Here is an 18,663-nt window from a genome sequence, read left to right as displayed (position 1 = left end):
GTTGCTCTGACCTAGTGAATGCAACCAAAAATATCCCAAATATTGCCTTCTGTAATTGGTGAGAGGGGGGACTTCCACCCCCCAGTAGTCATTTGGGTAATACGGGTGATTCCTGGCTAGTGCATGACTGATGTTTTACCCAAAAGCCCTTTATTTACTAGGAACTTAGAGGAATTCAAAGGAGTGTAGAGATAGCCAGAGGAGCTAATCTGACCGGAGATTTGACCGGAATCCAATCCCCATGGCTGCAACCTGGGAGGCAGGCTTTAGAGCCGCTGTCAAAACCGGCAGAAGCGGATGGACAGTGGTCAATGACTACGGACGAATGCGGCTCAAAGAACTCTTGAAAGCAGCAAGCCTCGGCCAGAAAACTACTACGAAGATATTGCATCAATAATAAAGTACTGTACACAAAAGGAATTGCGTTGGCCATTAAAAAACTGGAGAAAAACTCTTGGCTTTGACGATGTTGATTCCTTGATTGTGATAGGTGGATCACCGCCAGGATTGAGATCCTCGACTCCCTATCGCGAACATGTCGTCCCTGCCTGTTTAATTAAGGACGAAGCAATAAGGCTTGCTCAAGAAGGAGCAGGAATAAATACAATAGCAGATTTCATAAAACATCATTTATATTTAGTTCTTTTAACTGAGGATGAGGCCAAGCAACTCAATGAAAAGGTAGATCAAGGGGGGTTAGGCTATAAGACTTCAATGCCAGAAGGCTGGATTTTTGGTGACAACCCTATTGAAAGAATCACTACTGCTGGCATTCAAGTAAATTACAATAAATCAATTCCACTGCATTATTGGAAGCCTTGGAATAAGCGAAAACGAGACAAGTTAAAAGATTTCATCTCAAGACAATTGGGATTTGATTGAGGCGAATATCGAACGCAAAAGGCAGTAGTTGTTGGCCTGGTGAAACCCTCTTCTGCTTGCTTTTAGTTCTTGAATGACTGACTAGCCGTTTGAGCCTGCGACTCCCCCAATGGCACTTGGGAGCGCCTTTGCTCTTGTGGCGATAGCGCTGGCAGAAACGCTCATAGCGCTTAGCGCATCCATCCAGAGAGGCAGAGAGCTTTAAAATCGGTGCCATCAAGCCCCTCGAGGCTGAGCCCGCTCCATTCGTGGCGATCTGGCCGTCAACATTGGCCGCAACGTCATCCACGGTTCGGATGCTGCGAAAACCGCTGCCTTCGAGATCGGCCTCTGGTTTGAAGCATCCGAGCTGAACGACTGGTCTCCATCCGACCAGGAGTGGCGCGTCGAAAGCTGAGCTTTAACTCGGCTTCAGTCTGATCACCAAGGTGTGCTGATCAGGCTGAAGCCAGCCCAGTAGTAGGGAGCAGCGCTCGACGTTGACGACGATGGTTGTCGGATCGCAGTGATCTGTGCCGTTTGCAGGGCCTGAGCTTTGGTGCGGCTGTCCGGCAGTGCGCCGTAGAACGATGTCATCAACTCCGTGGTCGATTGATCGTTGACCGACCAAAGGGTGCCGATGGCTGAGGGCACCCCGGCTTTGAGCGCGAGTCCGGCAAATCCATTGGCGGCATCGGTGTCTCCCAGAGCGGTCTGACAGGCGCTGAGCACGATCAGATCTGCCTTGGACTGGTCCCAGTCGATTGCATTGAGAGCGTTCAGCTTCAGCTTCTGATCCCAGAGTTGGATGTAGGACTCCTCCACCTGGCCAGGCTGAAACTGGGCATGGGTGCTCACGTGCAGAGTGGTGTAAGGCTTCTTGGAGAGGTTCTGGTTGATCCGCTTCTGCGTGAAGGCCCTGTTCTCCAACCGTGTTACCCCCCATGTGCTTTGCCCTGCAGACCCAAGGCTTTGGCTGAGGGCTGCGATTTCTTGTGCTGTGCCTGGCAAGGTTGGAATCGATGGATCTTGAAACTGGCTGGCTCCCATGGCCAACAGCTGACCGCTTTTAAAGGGTTTGTAGGTCGTCTCGATCAGGTTGAACGCGGGGATCCGCGCCATCGCATAGCTCTCGATCAGGTAGGAGCCGTTGTTGAACAGGGCTGGCAAAGCCAGATCCTTCACGCCATCACCCAGGCAGAACAGAAGTAGGTCAATCTCTGCATCCGCCAGCTCCTGCTCATACGGCTTGATGATCCAGTCGTACAACTGCTGGCCTGCGCTTTGACTTTGGGTTGTATCCATCCGCAGGATGCCCTTGTGAAAGCGGCGCGAGACCGCGAACAGCTCGGGGTCGGTGACTTCATAGAAGTCTTTGACGATCGGAGTGCCACTGGGCGGAATCAGCACCAGGTGCAGGTGGCTTTTCCGCGGAATCACATACAGCAGCGCTGAGCGTGTTCCGGTTTCTGCACTCAGCCGTTCGAGTTCGGCGGCAGTTTCATCAGCCGTTTTGCTGACGGATGCCAGGTCTTCACCGAAGTAGTTTTCAAATTCTTGTTCTCGATCGCGCTCCATCTGCAGCACCTTTTTGGTGAGCTCAGGTGATGTTTGGCTGTGGCTGGGGCCTCCACTCATGAGCAGGGCTGTTCCCACAGCAACGGTGAGCGAGAGGGCTTTCAACATGCTGCGCATCATCAGGGGTTGGTCTTGCTACCCAGTTAGCTCCGATTGCTGGGATGGCCCACTTTTGCAAGGTTTTGGTTACGGGACGATTTCCTCGTAAGGGATTCAGCACGATCCTGCGGACAGTGTTTCCTTTGCGTTCCGGGGTCATGGGATGTGCCGGTCTGCTGCAGCGCTTGCTGTGCGTCCTGATCCTTGGAGCCGTGCTGCCTGCTGCAGCGAATCCACAACTGCGTTCGAATTTCCCCGGGCGCCGCGTGGGGGGCGGAACGCGGGGTGAGTGCACCGCTCGCCTGTTGGTGCATCTTGTGCCGGAAAACAGTGTGTTTGCTCCGGATCAGGGGCATCTGCTCGGGATCTTGCAGGGGCCCACACAGACTCCGAAGCCACTGCTGATCGATCTCAGACGCCTGGCCGCTGCAGGCACGGTGGCCGTCGCCAAGGATCGGATTCAACGGCTGCGCTTCGACCCCGCCGTGGCGGGTGTCACCCTATTCCGCACTCCGGCCCGAGATGGCGTCGTCTGGGAATCCAGTTATCAGTGTCAAGAGCCGCAGCCCGTTGTGGATATGCAGAGTTGGGATGGTGGTTTTGACGCACCGCCCGCCATCACCTTGCTGTTGGCGGAACCAACGGCGGTCGACCGTGGTCATCAGGAGCGCCTGAATGCCCTGGTCGATCGGTGTGCCAGCTCTGTGTCCAAACAACATCTGATCAATGACTTCAACCTGGCAGCTCTTGATCTGCGCTCCTGGCCCGATCGTCTGCCGGTGCGCTGCCTGTTCTGACATTGGCGGCTGGTTTGGTGCCCTTGAGTTCGAGAACGTCCAGCTCTTGCTGACGCCCTTTCACCTGCAATCGCCCCACCGAATGCCAGAGCAGGTCGTCGCGCTCACACCGCATCAGGGTCTCTTGGCTGAAGAGGGTGCGGCAGCTGTCGTCGGCTGGAACCCTGGCCAGGCTTTCCAACCGCGACGCGCAATTCACCGTGTCCCCCATCACCGTGAATTCCAGCCGCGCGCTGCTTCCCATCGAGCCGGCGATCACCGGACCGGAATGAATGCCGATCCGCATGCGCATGGCTGGCGCCTGCTCCAGTTTCAATGCTTGATTGAGCTCGGCTAGCCGAGCCGTAATCGCCAAAGACGCATCAATCGCATGGCCTGCATCCACGGCCATTCCCTGGCTGATCGGTGCTCCAAAAACCGCCAGAAGTCCATCACCGGTGAATTTATTGATGATGCCGCCGTGGTTGGTGATCTCCTGCACCAACAGGCTCATGCCACGGTTGAGCCATGTCAGCAGCTCGGAGGGTGACAGCTGTTCGGAAATGCTGGTGAAGTCTTGGGTGTCGGTGAACAACACTGTTGCGGTGACCTGCTTCCCTTCGAACTGGCCATCCCGCAGGAGGGAGTCGCGTTGTTCCCACAACTGTTGTGCCACGGCAGGGGAGGTGGTTTGGCCCAGCAGGCGTTCGATTTGTTGTTTTTGACGTTGCAGGAGCGCTCCGCGGCGCAGCCAACCCACCCCAGCCATCACGGGTAGGGAGATCACCGGCAGGGTGAGGCCAATCCAAAGTCCTTGCGTCCAGAGCAAAGCGGCACCGCAGCCCGCCAGAACGACCGTTAGCACTGTGGTGATCGTGATGCTGCGTTGCAGCTTGCTGCAGCTGGCACCAAGGCTGATCCCGACGAGGATGGCGATCAGCTCCAGGCCCTGCTCGTTCCAGGGCGGCAGTGTTCGGAGCGTCCATGGCTGATCCAGACCATTCAGCAGGGCGGCGACGCGCAGAGCATGCACTTCCACCCCGGGCATGAGGAATTTGTTGCTTTGGCTGAAACGGCTGTGCGGGATTTCGAACAGATCTTTCAGGCTGGGCGCGGTGCTCCCGAGCAGCACAATGTCTCCCTGCTGCAGGGCCTCTGCAGCCCATTTGCCATCAGCCAGCGTACGCAGGCTGATGGTGCGGAAGCTCCCGGGTTGATGAAACGGCAGCAGTCGCTGGTAACCGGCAGCATCGAGGTCGCGGTATCCCCCGGAATGGGGCAGCAGCCATGGTCCGAGTTGTTCTGCTCTGTCTGGCTTCTTCAGCAGATCGAGCAGGCCGGGCTGCAGACCGGATGTCTCGATCAGTCGGACCGGCAGGCTCACGGTGGCGGCGTCCTGACCGCTGACATGGATCAGGTCCCGACGGATTACGCCATCGGCATCGACCACCAGGTCATTGAAAGCCTGCTGGGCGGCAGGTGTCCCCGGTGGAGCGGTGATGCCCTCGGCAGCGTTGAAGATGGCCACGATCTCGGAGTTTTGCCGGATCAGCTCCGGCAGACAGCTCTGCTGCGGACCAATTCCCTGGTCGCGGTAGAGATCCAGGCCGATAGCACTGGCGTTGGCTTGCAGGGCGTTCCGAAGGGCACGACAGAGCACGGCATCGTCGATCGGCCATCCGTAGTGGCTGATGTCGTCTTCGTCGATTCCGACGATCGTCACCGGATGTCGTTGGGCGGAATCGCGCGAACGCAGGGTGATGACGCTGTCGTACAGCAGCCAATCGATCGATGCACTGATTCCCGTTGTCGACAGTCCCCCCAGGAACAGGGCCGCGGCGCCGATCAGCCCGGCTTGAACGAGACCGTCGCGGATGCGCTGGCTGAGCTTCAAAACCGGCTCCAGTGAAAGCTGTTGAGCAAAGCGTCATTCTCCGGTGAAAGAGGCACTCCCAGCACGCTGGAGGCGGTGAGTTCCGCGGTCATTGCCGCCAGCAGCACGCCATTGCGGTGGTGGCCGCAGGCCAGCCAGAGGCCAGGCAACGGCCCGGGGCCCAGGAGGGGGCCTTCGTCAGGTGTGCAAGGCCGGAAGCCCCACCAACGCTCCATTGGCGGCCAACTTGTCGCGACGGGTAGCAGCGCGGTGATGCCGCGCTGGAGCTGCTTTTGGCCATCGGGGGTCAGGCCCTCGGCGAAGCCCGCATCTCGCTCACTGATGGCGCCCACCACGATCAGCCCGTCCTCCCGTGGAACCATATAGGTGCCGGGGCCGAAGATCACCCGTTTAAGTGCTTCCCGGGGGCCTTGCAGGGACAGCATTTGCCCTTTGACCGGGAACACCGGCAGTTCAGGTGTTGTTGCTCCCCTTCGGCACTGCGCAGGCTGATTCCGCAGAGGTGTCCCGCGGAATCACGCCCCAGATCAAGCACCTCGGCCCCTTCCATGAACTGCACGCCAAGGGACACAAGGCAGGGCTCCATTCACTGATGTCGTCTGATTGCAACCTGATGTAGTGGCCATAGTTGGAATAGGGGTCATAAAAGCCTTTTCTTACCCCAGCCGCTTTGGGGTTGGCATGGATATACCTCAAGGTATTCAGCATTCGCCGGTGATCTTTGGGGTGGATTGGCGTTGAGAAATACCTGGCCTCCCAGAAGTGCCCGCAACGACCGCTCAAGCGGTTCAAGGCCATGGCGGAGTACCAAGCAAACCAATGCATCAACCTGGGCAAATCCTTTGCATCCTCTGGTTTAAGCAGCAAGTGAAGGTGGTTAGCCATCAGGCAGAGCCCATAAACCTTCACGGCAAATTTCTGCTGGGCCTTTTTCAGTACCGCCAACAACACATCTCGCCTAAGGGCTTTAGAAATTAAGAACTGCCTGCTATTGCAGCGCAGCGTGATGTGAAAATTGCATCCATGCGGCAATAGGCGTTTTGCTCGGGCCATGGGCTGACGGCATCAGAGCTCGATCATCAACAAGGGAATAACCAATAGCTGATCACTAGAAATAGAACCCCTAACTATTTGCTCACTCCTAACCCACATAACTTGTCGAGTTGAGCAACAGCCCCAACAACAGCTCCTGGATTGTTCTGCTTTAAAGCAACCCTTGCGCTCTCCATCAATAGGTGAATGGCTTGAGCAACAAGATCTGTTCTTTGGATATTCGCCTGATCGATGTCTTCACGGATCAAGGCATAGGCCTGTTGAACAGTCCGTTGAGAGGTACGGCGACTCACCCCCTTGCTCTGTGCCAAGTGCGCCACCACAGCTGTAACTTCAGAAGGACTTGACTCATTGCACATCCGTCCTCGAGCTATGAGGTCCATTTCTGTTCTTACAGCTGCGGTGCTTGCAACTGTTGTTAGTCCCGCCAACGCCGAGAAGTTGAAGCTCCGCTGCGAAAGCCCTCTAGTCCCGTCCGCCAGTTCGACTTTGTATATCGATGAAGTGAATGGTCGAATCACCCAAATTTGGGATGCCAGCGGTTACGAGGAAACCAGCCCGGCCACATTCAAAGACGGGGTCTGGAGGTGGGTGGGCACTATCCCTGTAGGAGGAGAGCCAGACATTCCTATCGACAGGAGCCTTGATCGTCGAACGGGAGAAGTTTTCGCTGCAATCCAAGTGGGATCGGAAAGGCTCTTACCAACCGGGGCGTTTTGTCGTTGACATAACGATCCTTCCGTCAACCAGAAAATACGCATGTACCAGTACAGGTTGAGGAGGCAGTGCAAGTTATCCGCAGACCGTTTTATCCGCAAACAGCTAATCCCTGGGATCGTTTCTGGTGGAATGGTTTGAGGGGCCTTCCAGCCCCCATGAGTCATTTGGGTGATAAGGCTGACCTCACCCCATCTCCCCTAAGGGTCAGGCAGCCACGAGGGCAGGCTGACGGGAGAAACGAACGATGTTGTTCGCAGTTACGTAGTTGCTCATACCGAGCAGGCTTCAGTCACCCTCCTCATACCCCGTCGAAACCATTGCAGCCCCAAGAAACCTGAAAGAGGAATGGAGCTGAGCGGAATCGAACCGCTGTCCGAGACACTGGTGTGGATCACCTAGTCCGCCAAAAGGTGGACAATTCCATTCTGACAGGGATGCTGTTCTTTCGCTCAACAACCCGTGGGTGGTAAAAGCTCAATGCAAGCGATCGCCGTACTCCCCCAAGGATTAGAAGAAGAAGGCGCCAAAGAGCTCACCACGCTTGGGGCCAAAGCCGTGCGCCCGCTCAGACGCGCTGCTGCTTTTGAAGCCGACATGGCCTGCTTCTATCGGCTGCATCTACAAGCACGCCTGCCATTTCGCCTTCTCAGGGAGATTGCCCAATTCCCTTGCCAAGGGCCAAAAGAGCTCTACGCAGGTGTGCAATCAGCCTTCAACTGGGAGCGCTGGCTGCATCCATCAATGAGCTTTCGCGTTGATGTCACCGGCAGCGGCCCTGGCCTCACTCACAGCCACTTCACAGCCCTGCAAGTGAAAAATGCACTGATCGATCTGCAACGGCAGCTATGGGGTGAGCGATCTGATATCGATCTGCAAGACCCTGCACTCTGTTTGCATCTCCATCTCAGTCGAGATTGTGCGGTCCTGAGCTTGGACGGTTCAGCTGGCAGCCTGCACCGCAGGGGCTACCGAGCTGCAGTTGGCGCTGCGCCACTCAAAGAAAACCTTGCCGCCGGATTGATCAAACTCAGCGGCTGGGATGGCTGCGTACCCTTAGTTGACCCCCTGTGCGGATCAGGCACCCTGCTGATCGAGGCAGCAAGTATGAAGCTTGGCCTTGCACCAGGGATACAGCGTTCCTTTCTCCTGGAAGGTTGGGCAGATTTCGATCCTCAACTCTGGAGCGAGGAACAAGCACGAGCCAAGCAACGAGAACGCAGAGATCAATCACTGCCAGTGATCATTGGTTGCGACCGAGACCCCAGCATCACAACACAAGCAAAAACCAATGTGGCCGAGGCAGGCCTCGACCATGTTGTAGGCATTCAAACCTGTAATTTTCGCGACCTAGAACTGCCAAAACAGCCAGGAGTAATGGTCTGCAACCCTCCCTATGGCATCCGAGTTGGCCAGGATGAAGACCTAACCGCTCTCTATGAAAGCCTCGGTCAATACGCCAAGCAATACGCATCAGGTTGGCAGCTATGGCTGCTGAACGGCAATCCCAGCCTCAGCCGATCACTGCAGATGAAAGCGAGTCGGCGGATTCCAGTCAGCAATGGCGGCATCGAATGCCGCTGGCTGAACTACGCCATTCGCTGAACCGCAGGGCAACTTGATCTATCAGCAGCAATCTTCAAATTCACGGCACTTTTTATAGGCTCTAATCATCCAATAAGGACCACGAGGTATCAAAGAAAACATCAGTCTGCAATCTGCCAAGCTCTTGCCCTAAGATAAAAGACAAGCTCAAATGGAAAGATGCTTAGCCACCTCTTAACTCCTACCAACCTAGTCATTTTTGCTGTTGCATTTACAATCAAACTCCTTGTGGCTGGCTACGTGATCTTGAAAGTACGCAAAAGAATTGCATGATCACTTGGCTGCCATTATGAATGATGATGCGAGGTGATCTTAAAAATAAAGTCCTAGAGCTAAGAAGAAGATAGTTTTCCTTTGGCAATTAACGTCATACATCAAATCTTGCTGTGCTTATTAATCCATATTGAATTAAAAGCCTAAAAAGTAGGAGCGGTGACTCATTGAAGACTGATTAGATCTGTTCATGATGTGTTGATTTGATGCAATCTTTGCTGATTTTCGACTCTCATGCCAAGCCCTCCCTTCAAGCAAGAGAGTGCATTGCTATGCAGATGTCTCGAATGACAACTTCGCCATTCGCTGAATCACTGGCGACCGAGCACCGCTCGAGTGGTTTTCGACAAACCCTCCAACGTCTGTGGCAAATACGGCCCTTTGGCGAGCTGACCACCAATGCGCAGGCTCACTCCTGCCAAAACAACATCAAGAACTGCCATAGCCAGCAAACCCTTCATCAGGCTCCAGCCCCAAACCTCCTGCATCCAAAGCACCAAAGCCACTTCCACTGCCAACAGCGCCAGAAGCATCAACGTGCCTCCCATGGCCAGGAAAACGCCTCCACTAATCAAACGGCGTTTCTCTCGATCCACCTCCTGCAAAGCAATACGCACATGCAGATCCATGACTGAAGCAGCAATCGCAGTCACGCGCGCACCTGCTCCTGATCCGCTTGAACGTTGCTCGTCGCTCATCAGGACCGCCGACCTCCGGCAAAAATAACTCCAATCAGTACACCGATTCCAGCAGCCATTGCAACAGCAAGCAACGGTCGCTGCCGCACAGGACGTTCAATCCGCGGCCGCAGAGTGCTATTCAGCTCATCGAGAAGCTGCTCGAGCTGCTTCTCCAATGGCTCCAGGCTGTCGGCCAGATTCCTGGTGCGGTCACCAGCAACCTGAAACAGGTCCTCCAGCTGATCACGCACACCATGGCTCGTTAATCCCGAATGCTGTGAAATCACACGAACCATTTCATCAAGGCTGCCTCGTGTCGCTTCCAGTGTGTCCCAAGCCAAATCTGGCCAATACTCTTGGATCGTGGGCAACAAGCTTTCAAATCGTTCACGGAACCTCAGTTCAGAGGGATCTGCAGGACGCGAAGGCTCAGTGTTGACTTGGGTCTGTTGATCGCCGGATGCGGAATTCTCTGATTCCATGTATTCCAGACGGTTGATCTTAGCCTAGTTAGACCTGTGCGAGAGCGAAACCCCCTGTAGCTGGAATGCATCCACGCCTGCTGCCTGAATACCAACTGCCACTGCAACCATCACCCACCTCCGAGCAGTGACATTCATAAGCGTCATTGATTTGCAGAGGATCTGACCTTCTCAAAAGTTGATCAACAATCCTTGGGTATCTCAGAACTCAAAAGATCCTGAGCACTACCCCTTGAAACGAATCGCTCTTTCCAGAACGACTCCTCTAACAAGGCTTTCGCTCAACTTGCCAGATATGGTGTAGCTGTTGCTACTACCATCTCCACATCTAGTGCGTTACAACTCCTATATGAACACAACTCTGCATTGATGGAGTCTATGAGCGATTCCGTAGCTGAACGCTTAGGGACTTTGCAACCCATTGTTCCTCCTCGCCTAGAGCGCATCCGGCAGCAAATCAGCATCCAAGAACTTGAACTAAGCCTGGCTCGCCTTGGCCTCAGCTCACCAACCTCTAATGAGCTATCTGAAGGAATCGCGAACTAAAATATCTACTCCACCAGCACGACAATCTTATCTACATCGATGAGCAGGGCTTGACTCGAATCAACTCCAACATTTGCTTGCTGTCTATAATCGCTGAATCAAGCTGATCGATAGCCCTAGATTTTTTTGCTGCCCCCAGCAATCAGACTGAAACGTCCTTTCCTACTCGTGATCATGTTCAAAGAACGCTAGCCAATACAACCGTTTGCTCAAGCTCATGAGCTGACCTCTGGCGGCATGATGATGATCTTCATTAGGTCAATCCGCGTATCTGGCAATCTCGGCAGAGATCCTTCTGGAGCTTCATCAGCTCGTAGCAGAAGGGAGGCAATTCATGAAGTCGTCAATACAGTAAAGGGAGGACAGAGCAAACAAGAGAATGCCAAGATTCCAACTAAACATATTAATTTTAACGCCCTAGTTGAATAAAATATACGCCTAATTTTTTACTCTGCTTGGCAAGAATTAGAGCCCAGATCAAATCAAGCAATCTTCCGAGAAAATATTAATTATATTCTCCAGGCACGTCCTGTTTCCTTACGGTCACTCGGTCCACCTTTTGTCCAGAGATACGTAGCAGCTCGTCACCTGAAAATTCATAACCAAAGCCAACAGCAAGATTGGCCACCTCATCCGCCGTAGAAGCACTTAAGACCTGCTGCCGCAGGTCAGCATCATCCTGCATTTTGATAAGAAAGGCTCGGAGTTGCTCGAGGGACAAAATTTAGAGAACAAAGGCTTCAAGCCATGATATTCAAAACCATCCTGCGATGCTAAAAAGATCAAGTTTTACAAGGTCAGATAGCTTGAGCATCCATTTGCAAAGAGACATGCCTTAAGGCTGCCCAAATCCGGTACCAAAGCAAGGGCAGTCAATGTAATCGCTGGTTAATATGATGAAAACCACAGAGAACGTATATAGCCAACCGCGAGTACAACATCAATCATTAGCACTGGTCAATTGCACTTCTGCTCTCATAAAGGACAGAGGGATGTGAGCTATTAAAGATCGCAAACATCAATACAATGCTGATCAATACTTGCTCTATTCCTATTACTGATTCAACTAAGCTATTGCAATTAGGTTTTTCTCTCTGAATAGATTCGTCCTATTGGAACATCGTGGAGCGCCGAACGATCCGCTCGGATGTCATTTTGATTTGCTCTTGGAAGACGGCCCGGCATGCAGAACCTGGCGATTGCCGCAGATCCCACGATTAGATGGTCCAGCAGTAGAAGCCATTCCTATAGCTGTCCATAGGCTGGCTTGGCTGGACCATCATGATGCCGCCGTCTCAGGAGGACGCGGTTGGGCTAAACGCATCGTCGGCGGACTGTTCAGCGGCTCTCTGCCGATCAACTGCGACGATCGCTTGAGTGTGCGCCTACAAAGCACTGATCTGAAGGGGCACTTGGAGATCGAACACAGACTCTGCCGGATCAGATCCAAGCCGGGTGCCAACCCTTGAGCTTCAAAGAAAATTCGGTAAAGTTGCCTTGTTGTGAGCCCGTGCAACCTGTTGGTTCACATCAATCAGGTTGGGCTTACGCAGTTCAAGTCCTTTGGGGGGTCGATGACCATCCCCCTCGAAGAGGGCTTCACAGTCGTCACAGGCCCCAACGGTTCGGGCAAGAGCAACATCCTCGACGGCGTTCTCTTCTGCCTTGGTCTTGCCACAAGCAGGGGTATGCGAGCAGATCGACTGCCTGATCTTGTCAACAGCCGAATCCTTCGAGCAGGCAAAGCAGCTGAAACCGTGGTGAGTGTGCGCTTCGACCTCAGCGACTGGCAGCCCGATCCAGCCGAGGCAGGTCTAGAGCCACCAGAGGAAGGTCCTTGGATCAAAGCTGATCAAAAAGAGTGGACCGTCACGCGCCGCCTGCGGGTCATGCCTGGCGGCTCCTACAGCACGAGCTACAGCACCGATGGCGAACCCTGCAACCTGCAGCAACTTCAAACCCAGCTGCGCCGACTGAGGATCGACCCAGAAGGCAGCAATGTTGTGATGCAGGGCGATGTGACCCGCATCGTCTCGATGAGTAACCGCGATCGCCGCGGCCTGATCGACGAACTGGCTGGTGTAGCACTCTTCGACAGCCGCATCGAACAGACTCGCGCCAAGCTCGATGATGTTCAAGAGCGGCAGGAACGCTGTCGGATCGTGGAACAGGAACTGCTGACCACACGGCAACGCCTAGAACGAGACTGCGCCAAAGCCCGCACCTACCAGGAACTCCGCCAGCAACTTCAATTGGGTCGGCAACAGGAACTGATGCTGGCCTTTGAAGCAGCCCAGCAAGGTTTGCGTGATCTTCAAACCCGACACCAACAACTTGGCGAGCAAGAGGTACACGACGCTGCGAACCTCAAAGAGGCCGAAGAAAAGCTGGCCAAGGCCGCCGCCAACCTGAAGACTCTGCAAGAGAACGTGAAGGCCCTCGGCGAAGACCAGTTGCTAGCGGTGCAAGCCGAGCTGGCGGGACTGGAGACCCAGGCTCGTGAACTCGAGCGCCAAGCAGAGCAACACCAAAATGAAGGTCAGCGCCTCCAAGGCGTTCGCCAAGACCTAAGCAACCGCCGCAAACAACTGCAACAGGAGGCTCACAGTCAGACCGAAGATCCCCATCGCACGGCCTTAGAAGATGCTGAGAAGACCTGCAGAGATGCCGAAGCCGCTGTAGAGGTCTCCCGTCGCCGCCTTGGAGACGTCGCCGGTCGCTCTGGTGCTTGGCTTGAGCAACAACGGCAGCGCAGCTCTCGCCGTCAGGAACTTCAATCCACCCTTACACCACTGCAGCAGGAGCAACAACAACTTCAAGAACGCCTGCGACAAGACGGAGAGCGGCGAGTCGAACTCGAAGCAGAGCAGCAGCGTGACGGCACCGAAGACCAGCAGGTACAGAAACAACTGGATCAACTCGAAAAGGAATGGCAGACACTCCTCCAGAACATCAGCGAGAAGAAAGAACAGGTTCAGCAAGCCGCTGAATCCCTGGCAGTGCAGCAACGTACCCGCAGTCGACTAGAGCAAGAACAAACCCGCTTGGAAAAAGAGATCGCCCGGCTAGAGAGTCGTCGCGAGACACTGCAGGAGAGTCGTGGCACTGGAGCTCTAAGGCTGCTACTTGAAGCCGGTCTGGAAGGTATCCACGGGCCCGTTGCCCAGCTTGGGGAGGTAGACGATCGCCACCGACTTGCTTTGGAAGTCGCTGCGGGTGCACGACTCGCTCAAGTCGTCGTAGACGACGATCGCATTGCCGCCAAAGCCATCGAACTGCTCAAAAGCAGGCGAGCAGGCCGGCTCACCTTCTTGCCTCTCAATCGCATCAAAGCACCTGCAGCTAGCAGCAATAGCGCCCTCATGCGAGGGCGAAAGCCTGACAACGCTGATAGCAGCACTGGCCTGATCGGCAAAGCCTTTGAGCTGGTTCGTTTTGAGCCCATTTATGCCGAGGTTTTTGCCTACGTCTTCGGCGAAACTTTGGTCTTTAGCAACCTGAAATCTGCCCGGCTGCAGTTGGGACGAACTCGAGCCGTAACTCTTGATGGAGAACTGCTAGAGAAGAGCGGTGCCATGACAGGCGGCAGTTTTTCCGGTCGTAGCAACAGCCTTAGCTTTGGTAGCAGCAGCGAGGGAGATGAGGCCGAACCCCTACGCCGCAGGCTTCTTGAACTTGGAGAAACCTTGGTGGCTTGCCGCAGAGAGGAAGCTCTGCTCAGCCAAGTCCTCGAGGAAGCTCGCCCCTGCCTCAGGAATCTTGAACAGCGCCAAGCCGCTCTGGAAGCCGAACGCACTGCAGCCCGCCGCTCCCATGGCCCCTTGATGGAAAGACGTCATCAACGCTCTCAAAAAGTGGAGGGGCTACAAGCTCATCAAGAACAACAGCAGCAGCGACTGAACGCTCTCATCGAAAAGCTGTCTCCCCTCACCCTTGAACTGCAGCAACTTGAACAACATGAGCAGGAAGCCCAAGCGAATGGCGATGCAGAGACCTGGCAACGATTACAAGCGGATCTTGAAACCGCCGATGACGCACTGGGGACAGCCAGAACGAATCGGGATCAGTTGCGGACTGCCCAGCAGCATCGCCACCTCGCCCTCGAACGCCTAGGCGATCAACAAAAGGGCCTGGAGGCTGAGGAAAAAAGACTGCAGGAAGCTGTCCAGGCGCTGGCAACTGCCCATGCTCAATGGCGTGACCAGCAGCAAGAACTGCAAGCGCGAAGACAAACACTAGAGAGCCAACAACAAGACCTGCAGACTCGCTTTGGCGAACAACGGCGCGCCAGGGATGCGGCTGAAGCAGAAGTAGCAAACCAGCGCCAAGGCCTACAAGAGGCCCAGTGGAACCTGGAACGCCTCCGACAGGATCGCCAGGCCCTTGCCGAAGAGCTTCGCAGCGGCGGCCTCCGACTCAAAGACCTCCAACAAGCCTTGCCAGACCCTCCCCCGGAGATCCCCGCAGAGCTTCGCAGCGCAGGACTTGAGGCCCTTCAAGCCGATCTGCAGCAGCTTCAAAGCCGTATGGAAGCCCTGGAACCAGTGAACATGCTGGCCCTTGAAGAACTCGAACAACTCGAACAACGACTCGGAGATCTGGTCGAAAGGCTTGAAGTTCTCTCCCAGGAGCGAGAAGAGCTCCTGCTCCGCATCGAGACCGTCGCCACCCTTCGTCAGGAAGCCTTCATGGAAGCTTTTGAAGCAGTTGATGGTCATTTCCGTGACATCTTCGCCAGCCTCTCTGAGGGCGATGGCCACCTACAACTCGACAACCCTGACGACCCCCTCGAAGGCGGCCTCACCCTGGTAGCACATCCGAAAGGCAAAGCAGTGAGACGCCTTGCGGCTATGTCTGGTGGAGAAAAATCGCTTACGGCACTCAGCTTTCTATTTGCTCTGCAGCGCTTCCGCCCCTCTCCCTTCTATGCCCTCGATGAAGTGGACAGTTTCCTCGATGGGGTGAATGTGGAACGCCTTGCTGCTCTGATCGCCCGCCAAGCAGAACAAGCCCAGTTCATGGTTGTGAGCCACCGCCGACCAATGATCGGCGCCTCCAACCGCACCATCGGGGTAACCCAGGCCCGTGGGGCCCACACTCAGGTCGTGGGATTACCCAATGCGGCGTGAGCTGTTTCCTCAAGCCCTTGAGTCAAAATGACTCGATTCGCCCCCTGTTGAGGGCCTGCGTTTGACGACAAACCCATCCCCGAACGATCCACTGGACAAGGTTCCTAGCGACCGCCTCTGGCTGCGCTCCGAGCTCATGGGGACCCACGTGATCACCCGTGATACCGGACGTCGTCTCGGCGTCGTGGGAGAAGTCGTGGTCGACATTGATCGCCGCGAAGTGGTGGCCCTAGGCCTGCGAGACAATCCCCTCACGCGTTACCTACCCGGCCTCCCACGTTGGATGCCACTTGATCGGATCCGTCAGGTGGGGGACGTCATCCTCGTGGATTCCTCTGACTCACTCAAAGAGGGTTTCACCCCAGATCGCTACAGCCGAGTGATCAACTGCCAAGTGATCACAGAATCTGGCCAGCAACTAGGCAGAGTCCTGGGCTTCTCCTTCGACATCGAAACAGGGGAACTCACAACCCTGGTGATTGGAGCAATCGGTGTGCCCTTATTGGGCGAAGGGGTCTTGAGTACCTGGGAGATGCCTGTAGACGAGGTGGTCAGCAGCGGCGCAGACAGGATCATTGTGTATGAAGGCGCAGAAGAGAAGCTCAAACAACTGAATAGCGGCTTCCTCGAAAAACTCGGAGTCGGCGGCCCCAGCTGGGAAGAACAGGAGCGAGAGCGCTACAGGATGAATCTTGTGCCAGTGGAAAACCAGCTCAATTCAGGACAGCCCACTGAACAGGAGCAGCGCCGGCTCCAACCTTCCACAACTCAAACCTTTGAGCCGGAAGAGGAACTTGAATACGTTGAACTGGAAGAGCGTCAACAGGAAATCATCCCCCAACAGCGCTATCTCGACGAAACACCCTCAAGCTCCCCAACGCGCTACCGCAATGACAGAGAAGAAAGAATGACCTTCGAAGAACCTCCTGCCTATGAACAAAGGCCAGTCTTCGAAGAATCAGCTGCCTATGAACCAAGACGAACCTTTGAAGATCAACAACCCCAAAGACCAAGGCCAGCCTCACGTCGACCTGTTCAGAGCCTTGGTGATCCTCTTGATGTGGAGCCCCTCGACTTTTCAGGACGTGATCAAGCTGGCCGAGACCGAGATGCAGAGGTGGAGGAGCCCCCACCGCGCCGTAATGGCACCGAACTGGACGACCCTTGGTGACGTTCGATTCAAATCAAACTTCTGACTGCTCCGAAAAATCAAGCGAAGCACTGTTCACGCAGTACCTCTGACCTGTAGGAGCTGGTCCGTCGTCAAAGACATGGCCCAGATGAGCCCCACAACGAGCACAGTTGATCTCAGTACGCTCCATTCCATGACTCGTGTCCCGATGGGTGGTAATCGCACCTGCCTTGACTCCATCCGAAAAGCTCGGCCAACCAGTGCCTGAATCGAATTTTGTCGCTGAGCTGAAGAGTGGGGCTCCACAACAGACACAGCAATACATCCCTGCTGCCTTGTGGTTCCAATAAGCACCTGTAAATGCTCGCTCCGTGCCTCCCTTTCGGGCAACCTGATACTGCTCACGAGTCAACCTGGCCTGCCATTCCTCAGGGCTGAGCTTGATCCAATCCACTGAATCGGAAGCGGAGGAATCAGACCTGGACATGGAAGGGAAAAGACAGAGGACCTGCAAGACCCTAAACAGCCTTCGAATCTAAAAAGCACCGAGAGCTTTGGGCAGCAAACGACGCACCTGCTGAACCAGTGCAGACACAGCCCCAGGCTGCCCACGCAGGCTGCGCAGATCCTCGCGCAGCCCCATGAGCCGTTCAGGAGATTCCAGCCAAGCTGACGCCTCATTAGCAATGTCCTGTGGCGAAATTGAGCCCACTCGCTCCGGAACCACCATGCGTCCAGCAGAAATATTGGGCCAAGCCAGGAATCCATGGCGTCGCAGCCGCCATGCACTGAGCAAGACACCAATGCACCAACGCAATCCAGGGAGCCGAGCCAGCAAACCAATCCAGCCATCCCATGCCTGCATCACAGCCAAATGCTGGGTGGGCACGATCACAATCATTGGCAAACCGAGCGCCCCCAATTCGGCCGTATTTGCCCCCACAGTGGTGAGAGCTAAATCACATTGGCTCAAGGGACCATGCGCAGGATGGTCCTCTTGGAGATAGATGACCGTACCGGCCCTGGTGATCAATCTTCGCCAAGGCTGATCAAGCTCAGCTGGCCTGACCATGGCAATAGCGGAGCGATAGGCAGCAGCAATCGGATTGCTCGAACTCATAAAGCTTTCCAACTCCTTAACGCTTGTGGTGGGTGCAACAGCAAGCAAAAACCGACATCCAGGTCGCAGCCGAGCCAATCGATCAGCCGCCTCCAAAAGGAAAGGAACCCCCACGCAGAGCTTGGCCCGTTTAGACCCCGGCAATAAAGCCACCCAGTCGCCTTGGGGCAGCGGAGCTTCAGCTCGTGCAAGACAAGACAAATCCGCCATCAGGTCTCCCACCACAGTGCAACGTTCCCGGAAACGACGCGGCAGCTGATCCCGCACTTTGGGAGACATCGCAGCAATGCAGTCATTCCAACGAGGCCAGCGAGCCACCCACTCGGCGTAGGTGAGATGGCGGTAACCCAAGCGGCCTGAAAGAAGCACGCTCCAGAACTGATCACCACCAAGGAAAACGACCACTCCTTGGCGAGGCCATGGCCCATAGCGGCGGGGAAAGAACAACAAATTCCAAAACTGATTTGCTGGCGTGATCTGCTCAAACTGAATCCATCGCCTAGCCGCATCAGCTTCCTGTCCTGTGGCATTCGGGCAAGGCACCAACACCAGCCTCAGGTCAATAGGGGAGCTTGCAGCGCGAGGACGCATCAATATGCTGCGATGCAGGCTCTCAGCAATGGGTCTAACCCAAGTCGCTAGTTCCCCTGGACCATTGGAAACCAGAACAACCGCCAGCGAAGTGTCCGGCATGACAGCTGGAGGGAGTGAGGTCAAG

18 protein-coding genes and 3 pseudogenes are annotated in these 18,663 nt (G+C 55.1%); 10 read left to right on the top strand and 11 right to left on the bottom strand.

Translation table 11 applies throughout. From position 1 onward, the window contains the following. Positions 1-241 precede the first annotated feature (241 nt). Positions 242-397, top strand: coding sequence for a hypothetical protein (locus SIB74_RS00455; RefSeq protein WP_011825022.1), 156 nt, complete (start codon positions 242-244; stop codon positions 395-397). Between the two features lie 23 nt (positions 398-420). Next, a complete protein-coding gene (locus tag SIB74_RS00450) occupies positions 421-882 on the top strand; it encodes a hypothetical protein (RefSeq protein ID WP_063395242.1) in 462 nt (153 codons plus the stop codon). Here the strand turns inward: SIB74_RS00450 and SIB74_RS00445 are convergent. Beyond that, complete coding sequence (locus SIB74_RS00445) at positions 854-1,099, bottom strand: hypothetical protein (protein WP_011825020.1); 246 nt, start codon at positions 1,097-1,099, stop codon at positions 854-856. The two genes, SIB74_RS00450 and SIB74_RS00445, sit on opposite strands and share 29 nt — an antisense overlap. Between SIB74_RS00445 and SIB74_RS00440 the strand changes: the two are divergent. Beyond that, positions 1,089-1,279: pseudogene (locus tag SIB74_RS00440) on the top strand (nucleoside-diphosphate kinase); the annotation flags it as partial. The gene SIB74_RS00445 and the pseudogene SIB74_RS00440 overlap by 11 nt on opposite strands. 23 nt (positions 1,280-1,302) lie before the next feature. On the opposite strand, the gene SIB74_RS00435 reads toward SIB74_RS00440, so the two are convergent. Next, positions 1,303-2,559 carry a CHAT domain-containing protein gene (locus SIB74_RS00435; protein WP_011825019.1) on the bottom strand — a complete coding sequence of 419 codons (1,257 nt, stop codon included), beginning with the start codon at positions 2,557-2,559 and terminating at the stop codon, positions 1,303-1,305. Positions 2,560-2,600: 41 nt separating this feature from the next. On the opposite strand from SIB74_RS00435, the gene SIB74_RS00430 reads away from it, so the two are divergent. Continuing rightward, complete coding sequence (locus SIB74_RS00430) at positions 2,601-3,335, top strand: hypothetical protein (RefSeq protein ID WP_011825018.1); 735 nt, start codon at positions 2,601-2,603, stop codon at positions 3,333-3,335. Here the strand turns inward: SIB74_RS00430 and SIB74_RS00425 are convergent. The 4 genes and pseudogenes from SIB74_RS00425 to SIB74_RS00410 form a co-directional block, all read right to left on the bottom strand. Beyond that, complete coding sequence (locus SIB74_RS00425) at positions 3,271-5,208, bottom strand: CHASE2 domain-containing protein (protein WP_011825017.1); 1,938 nt, start codon at positions 5,206-5,208, stop codon at positions 3,271-3,273. The genes SIB74_RS00430 and SIB74_RS00425 overlap by 65 nt on opposite strands. Beyond that, a pseudogene (locus SIB74_RS00420) lies at positions 5,205-5,794 on the bottom strand (FAD-dependent oxidoreductase); the annotation flags it as partial. The gene SIB74_RS00425 and the pseudogene SIB74_RS00420, both read right to left, overlap by 4 nt. After that, a pseudogene (locus SIB74_RS00415) lies at positions 5,761-6,261 on the bottom strand (transposase); the annotation flags it as partial. The pseudogenes SIB74_RS00420 and SIB74_RS00415, both read right to left, overlap by 34 nt. A gap of 74 nt (positions 6,262-6,335) precedes the next feature. After that, the gene (locus SIB74_RS00410; protein ID WP_041374679.1) at positions 6,336-6,644 is read right to left on the bottom strand and encodes a hypothetical protein; all 309 of its coding nucleotides are present in this window, start codon (positions 6,642-6,644) and stop codon (positions 6,336-6,338) included. Between SIB74_RS00410 and SIB74_RS00405 the strand changes: the two genes are divergently transcribed. Both SIB74_RS00405 and SIB74_RS00400 read left to right on the top strand, forming a co-directional pair. After that, positions 6,634-6,987 (top strand): hypothetical protein, encoded by a 354-nt coding sequence (locus SIB74_RS00405; protein WP_063395244.1) that lies wholly within the window; start codon positions 6,634-6,636, stop codon positions 6,985-6,987. The genes SIB74_RS00410 and SIB74_RS00405 overlap by 11 nt on opposite strands. Before the next feature lie 471 nt (positions 6,988-7,458). Continuing rightward, a complete protein-coding gene (locus SIB74_RS00400) occupies positions 7,459-8,583 on the top strand; it encodes a THUMP domain-containing class I SAM-dependent RNA methyltransferase (RefSeq protein WP_011825013.1) in 1,125 nt (374 codons plus the stop codon). Between the two features lie 584 nt (positions 8,584-9,167). Here SIB74_RS00400 and SIB74_RS00395 read toward each other — a convergent pair. Continuing rightward, positions 9,168-9,554, bottom strand: coding sequence for a phage holin family protein (locus tag SIB74_RS00395; RefSeq protein ID WP_063395245.1), 387 nt, complete (start codon positions 9,552-9,554; stop codon positions 9,168-9,170). Continuing rightward, positions 9,554-10,018 carry a DUF883 family protein gene (locus SIB74_RS00390; RefSeq protein WP_011825011.1) on the bottom strand — a complete coding sequence of 155 codons (465 nt, stop codon included), beginning with the start codon at positions 10,016-10,018 and terminating at the stop codon, positions 9,554-9,556. Before SIB74_RS00390 ends, SIB74_RS00395 begins: the two co-directional genes overlap by 1 nt. 378 nt (positions 10,019-10,396) lie before the next feature. On the opposite strand from SIB74_RS00390, the gene SIB74_RS00385 reads away from it, so the two are divergent. After that, the gene (locus SIB74_RS00385) at positions 10,397-10,564 is read left to right on the top strand and encodes a hypothetical protein (RefSeq protein ID WP_156486052.1); all 168 of its coding nucleotides are present in this window, start codon (positions 10,397-10,399) and stop codon (positions 10,562-10,564) included. 505 nt (positions 10,565-11,069) lie between these two features. Here SIB74_RS00385 and SIB74_RS00380 read toward each other — a convergent pair. Further along, entirely contained in the window at positions 11,070-11,285 is a 216-nt protein-coding gene (locus SIB74_RS00380) for a Nif11-like leader peptide family natural product precursor (RefSeq protein WP_063395247.1), read from the bottom strand. Positions 11,286-11,676: 391 nt separating this feature from the next. Here SIB74_RS00380 and SIB74_RS00375 point away from each other — a divergent pair, with 391 nt between their 5' ends. The 3 genes from SIB74_RS00375 (at position 11,677) to SIB74_RS00365 (ending at position 16,864) form a co-directional block, all read left to right on the top strand. Further along, on the top strand, positions 11,677-12,033 hold the full coding sequence (locus SIB74_RS00375) for a hypothetical protein (protein WP_063395248.1): 357 nt from the start codon (positions 11,677-11,679) through the stop codon (positions 12,031-12,033). Between the two features lie 51 nt (positions 12,034-12,084). Further along, positions 12,085-15,693: a chromosome segregation protein SMC gene (smc, locus tag SIB74_RS00370; protein WP_063395306.1), complete on the top strand. Its 3,609-nt coding sequence runs from the start codon at positions 12,085-12,087 to the stop codon at positions 15,691-15,693. 61 nt (positions 15,694-15,754) lie between these two features. Beyond that, positions 15,755-16,864, top strand: a complete 1,110-nt coding sequence (locus SIB74_RS00365) for a PRC-barrel domain-containing protein (RefSeq protein WP_063395249.1) — start codon at positions 15,755-15,757, stop codon at positions 16,862-16,864. Positions 16,865-16,877: 13 nt separating this feature from the next. On the opposite strand, the gene msrB is transcribed toward SIB74_RS00365, so the two are convergent. Together msrB and SIB74_RS00355 are read right to left on the bottom strand one after the other, a co-directional pair. After that, positions 16,878-17,312 carry a peptide-methionine (R)-S-oxide reductase MsrB gene (gene msrB / locus SIB74_RS00360; protein WP_063395250.1) on the bottom strand — a complete coding sequence of 145 codons (435 nt, stop codon included), beginning with the start codon at positions 17,310-17,312 and terminating at the stop codon, positions 16,878-16,880. A 48-nt stretch (positions 17,313-17,360) separates the two neighbouring features. Next, positions 17,361-18,638: a glycosyl transferase gene (locus tag SIB74_RS00355; protein ID WP_156486053.1), complete on the bottom strand. Its 1,278-nt coding sequence runs from the start codon at positions 18,636-18,638 to the stop codon at positions 17,361-17,363. Between the last annotated feature and the right edge of the window lie 25 nt (positions 18,639-18,663).

Source organism: Prochlorococcus sp. MIT 1306 (assembly GCF_047304515.1).
GTDB lineage: Bacteria > Cyanobacteriota > Cyanobacteriia > PCC-6307 > Cyanobiaceae > Prochlorococcus > Prochlorococcus marinus_D.
This window is presented reverse-complemented; position numbering and strand designations above follow the sequence as displayed.

Bases quoted from the DNA above. Each gene is read 5' to 3' on its own strand.
- SIB74_RS00355 (WP_156486053.1), bottom strand. From the start codon at position 18,638: ATGCCGGACACTTCGCTGGCGGTTGTTCTGGTTTCCAATGGTCCAGGG.
- SIB74_RS00390 (WP_011825011.1), bottom strand. From the start codon at position 10,018: ATGGAATCAGAGAATTCCGCATCCGGCGATCAACAGACCCAAGTCAAC.
- SIB74_RS00410 (WP_041374679.1), bottom strand. From the start codon at position 6,644: ATGGACCTCATAGCTCGAGGACGGATGTGCAATGAGTCAAGTCCTTCT.
- msrB (WP_063395250.1), bottom strand. From the start codon at position 17,312: ATGTCCAGGTCTGATTCCTCCGCTTCCGATTCAGTGGATTGGATCAAG.
- SIB74_RS00395 (WP_063395245.1), bottom strand. From the start codon at position 9,554: ATGAGCGACGAGCAACGTTCAAGCGGATCAGGAGCAGGTGCGCGCGTG.
- SIB74_RS00435 (WP_011825019.1), bottom strand. From the start codon at position 2,559: ATGATGCGCAGCATGTTGAAAGCCCTCTCGCTCACCGTTGCTGTGGGA.
- SIB74_RS00405 (WP_063395244.1), top strand. From the start codon at position 6,634: ATGAGGTCCATTTCTGTTCTTACAGCTGCGGTGCTTGCAACTGTTGTT.
- SIB74_RS00385 (WP_156486052.1), top strand. From the start codon at position 10,397: ATGAGCGATTCCGTAGCTGAACGCTTAGGGACTTTGCAACCCATTGTT.
- SIB74_RS00430 (WP_011825018.1), top strand. From the start codon at position 2,601: ATGGCCCACTTTTGCAAGGTTTTGGTTACGGGACGATTTCCTCGTAAG.
- SIB74_RS00400 (WP_011825013.1), top strand. From the start codon at position 7,459: ATGCAAGCGATCGCCGTACTCCCCCAAGGATTAGAAGAAGAAGGCGCC.
- SIB74_RS00445 (WP_011825020.1), bottom strand. From the start codon at position 1,099: ATGGCACCGATTTTAAAGCTCTCTGCCTCTCTGGATGGATGCGCTAAG.
- SIB74_RS00455 (WP_011825022.1), top strand. From the start codon at position 242: ATGGCTGCAACCTGGGAGGCAGGCTTTAGAGCCGCTGTCAAAACCGGC.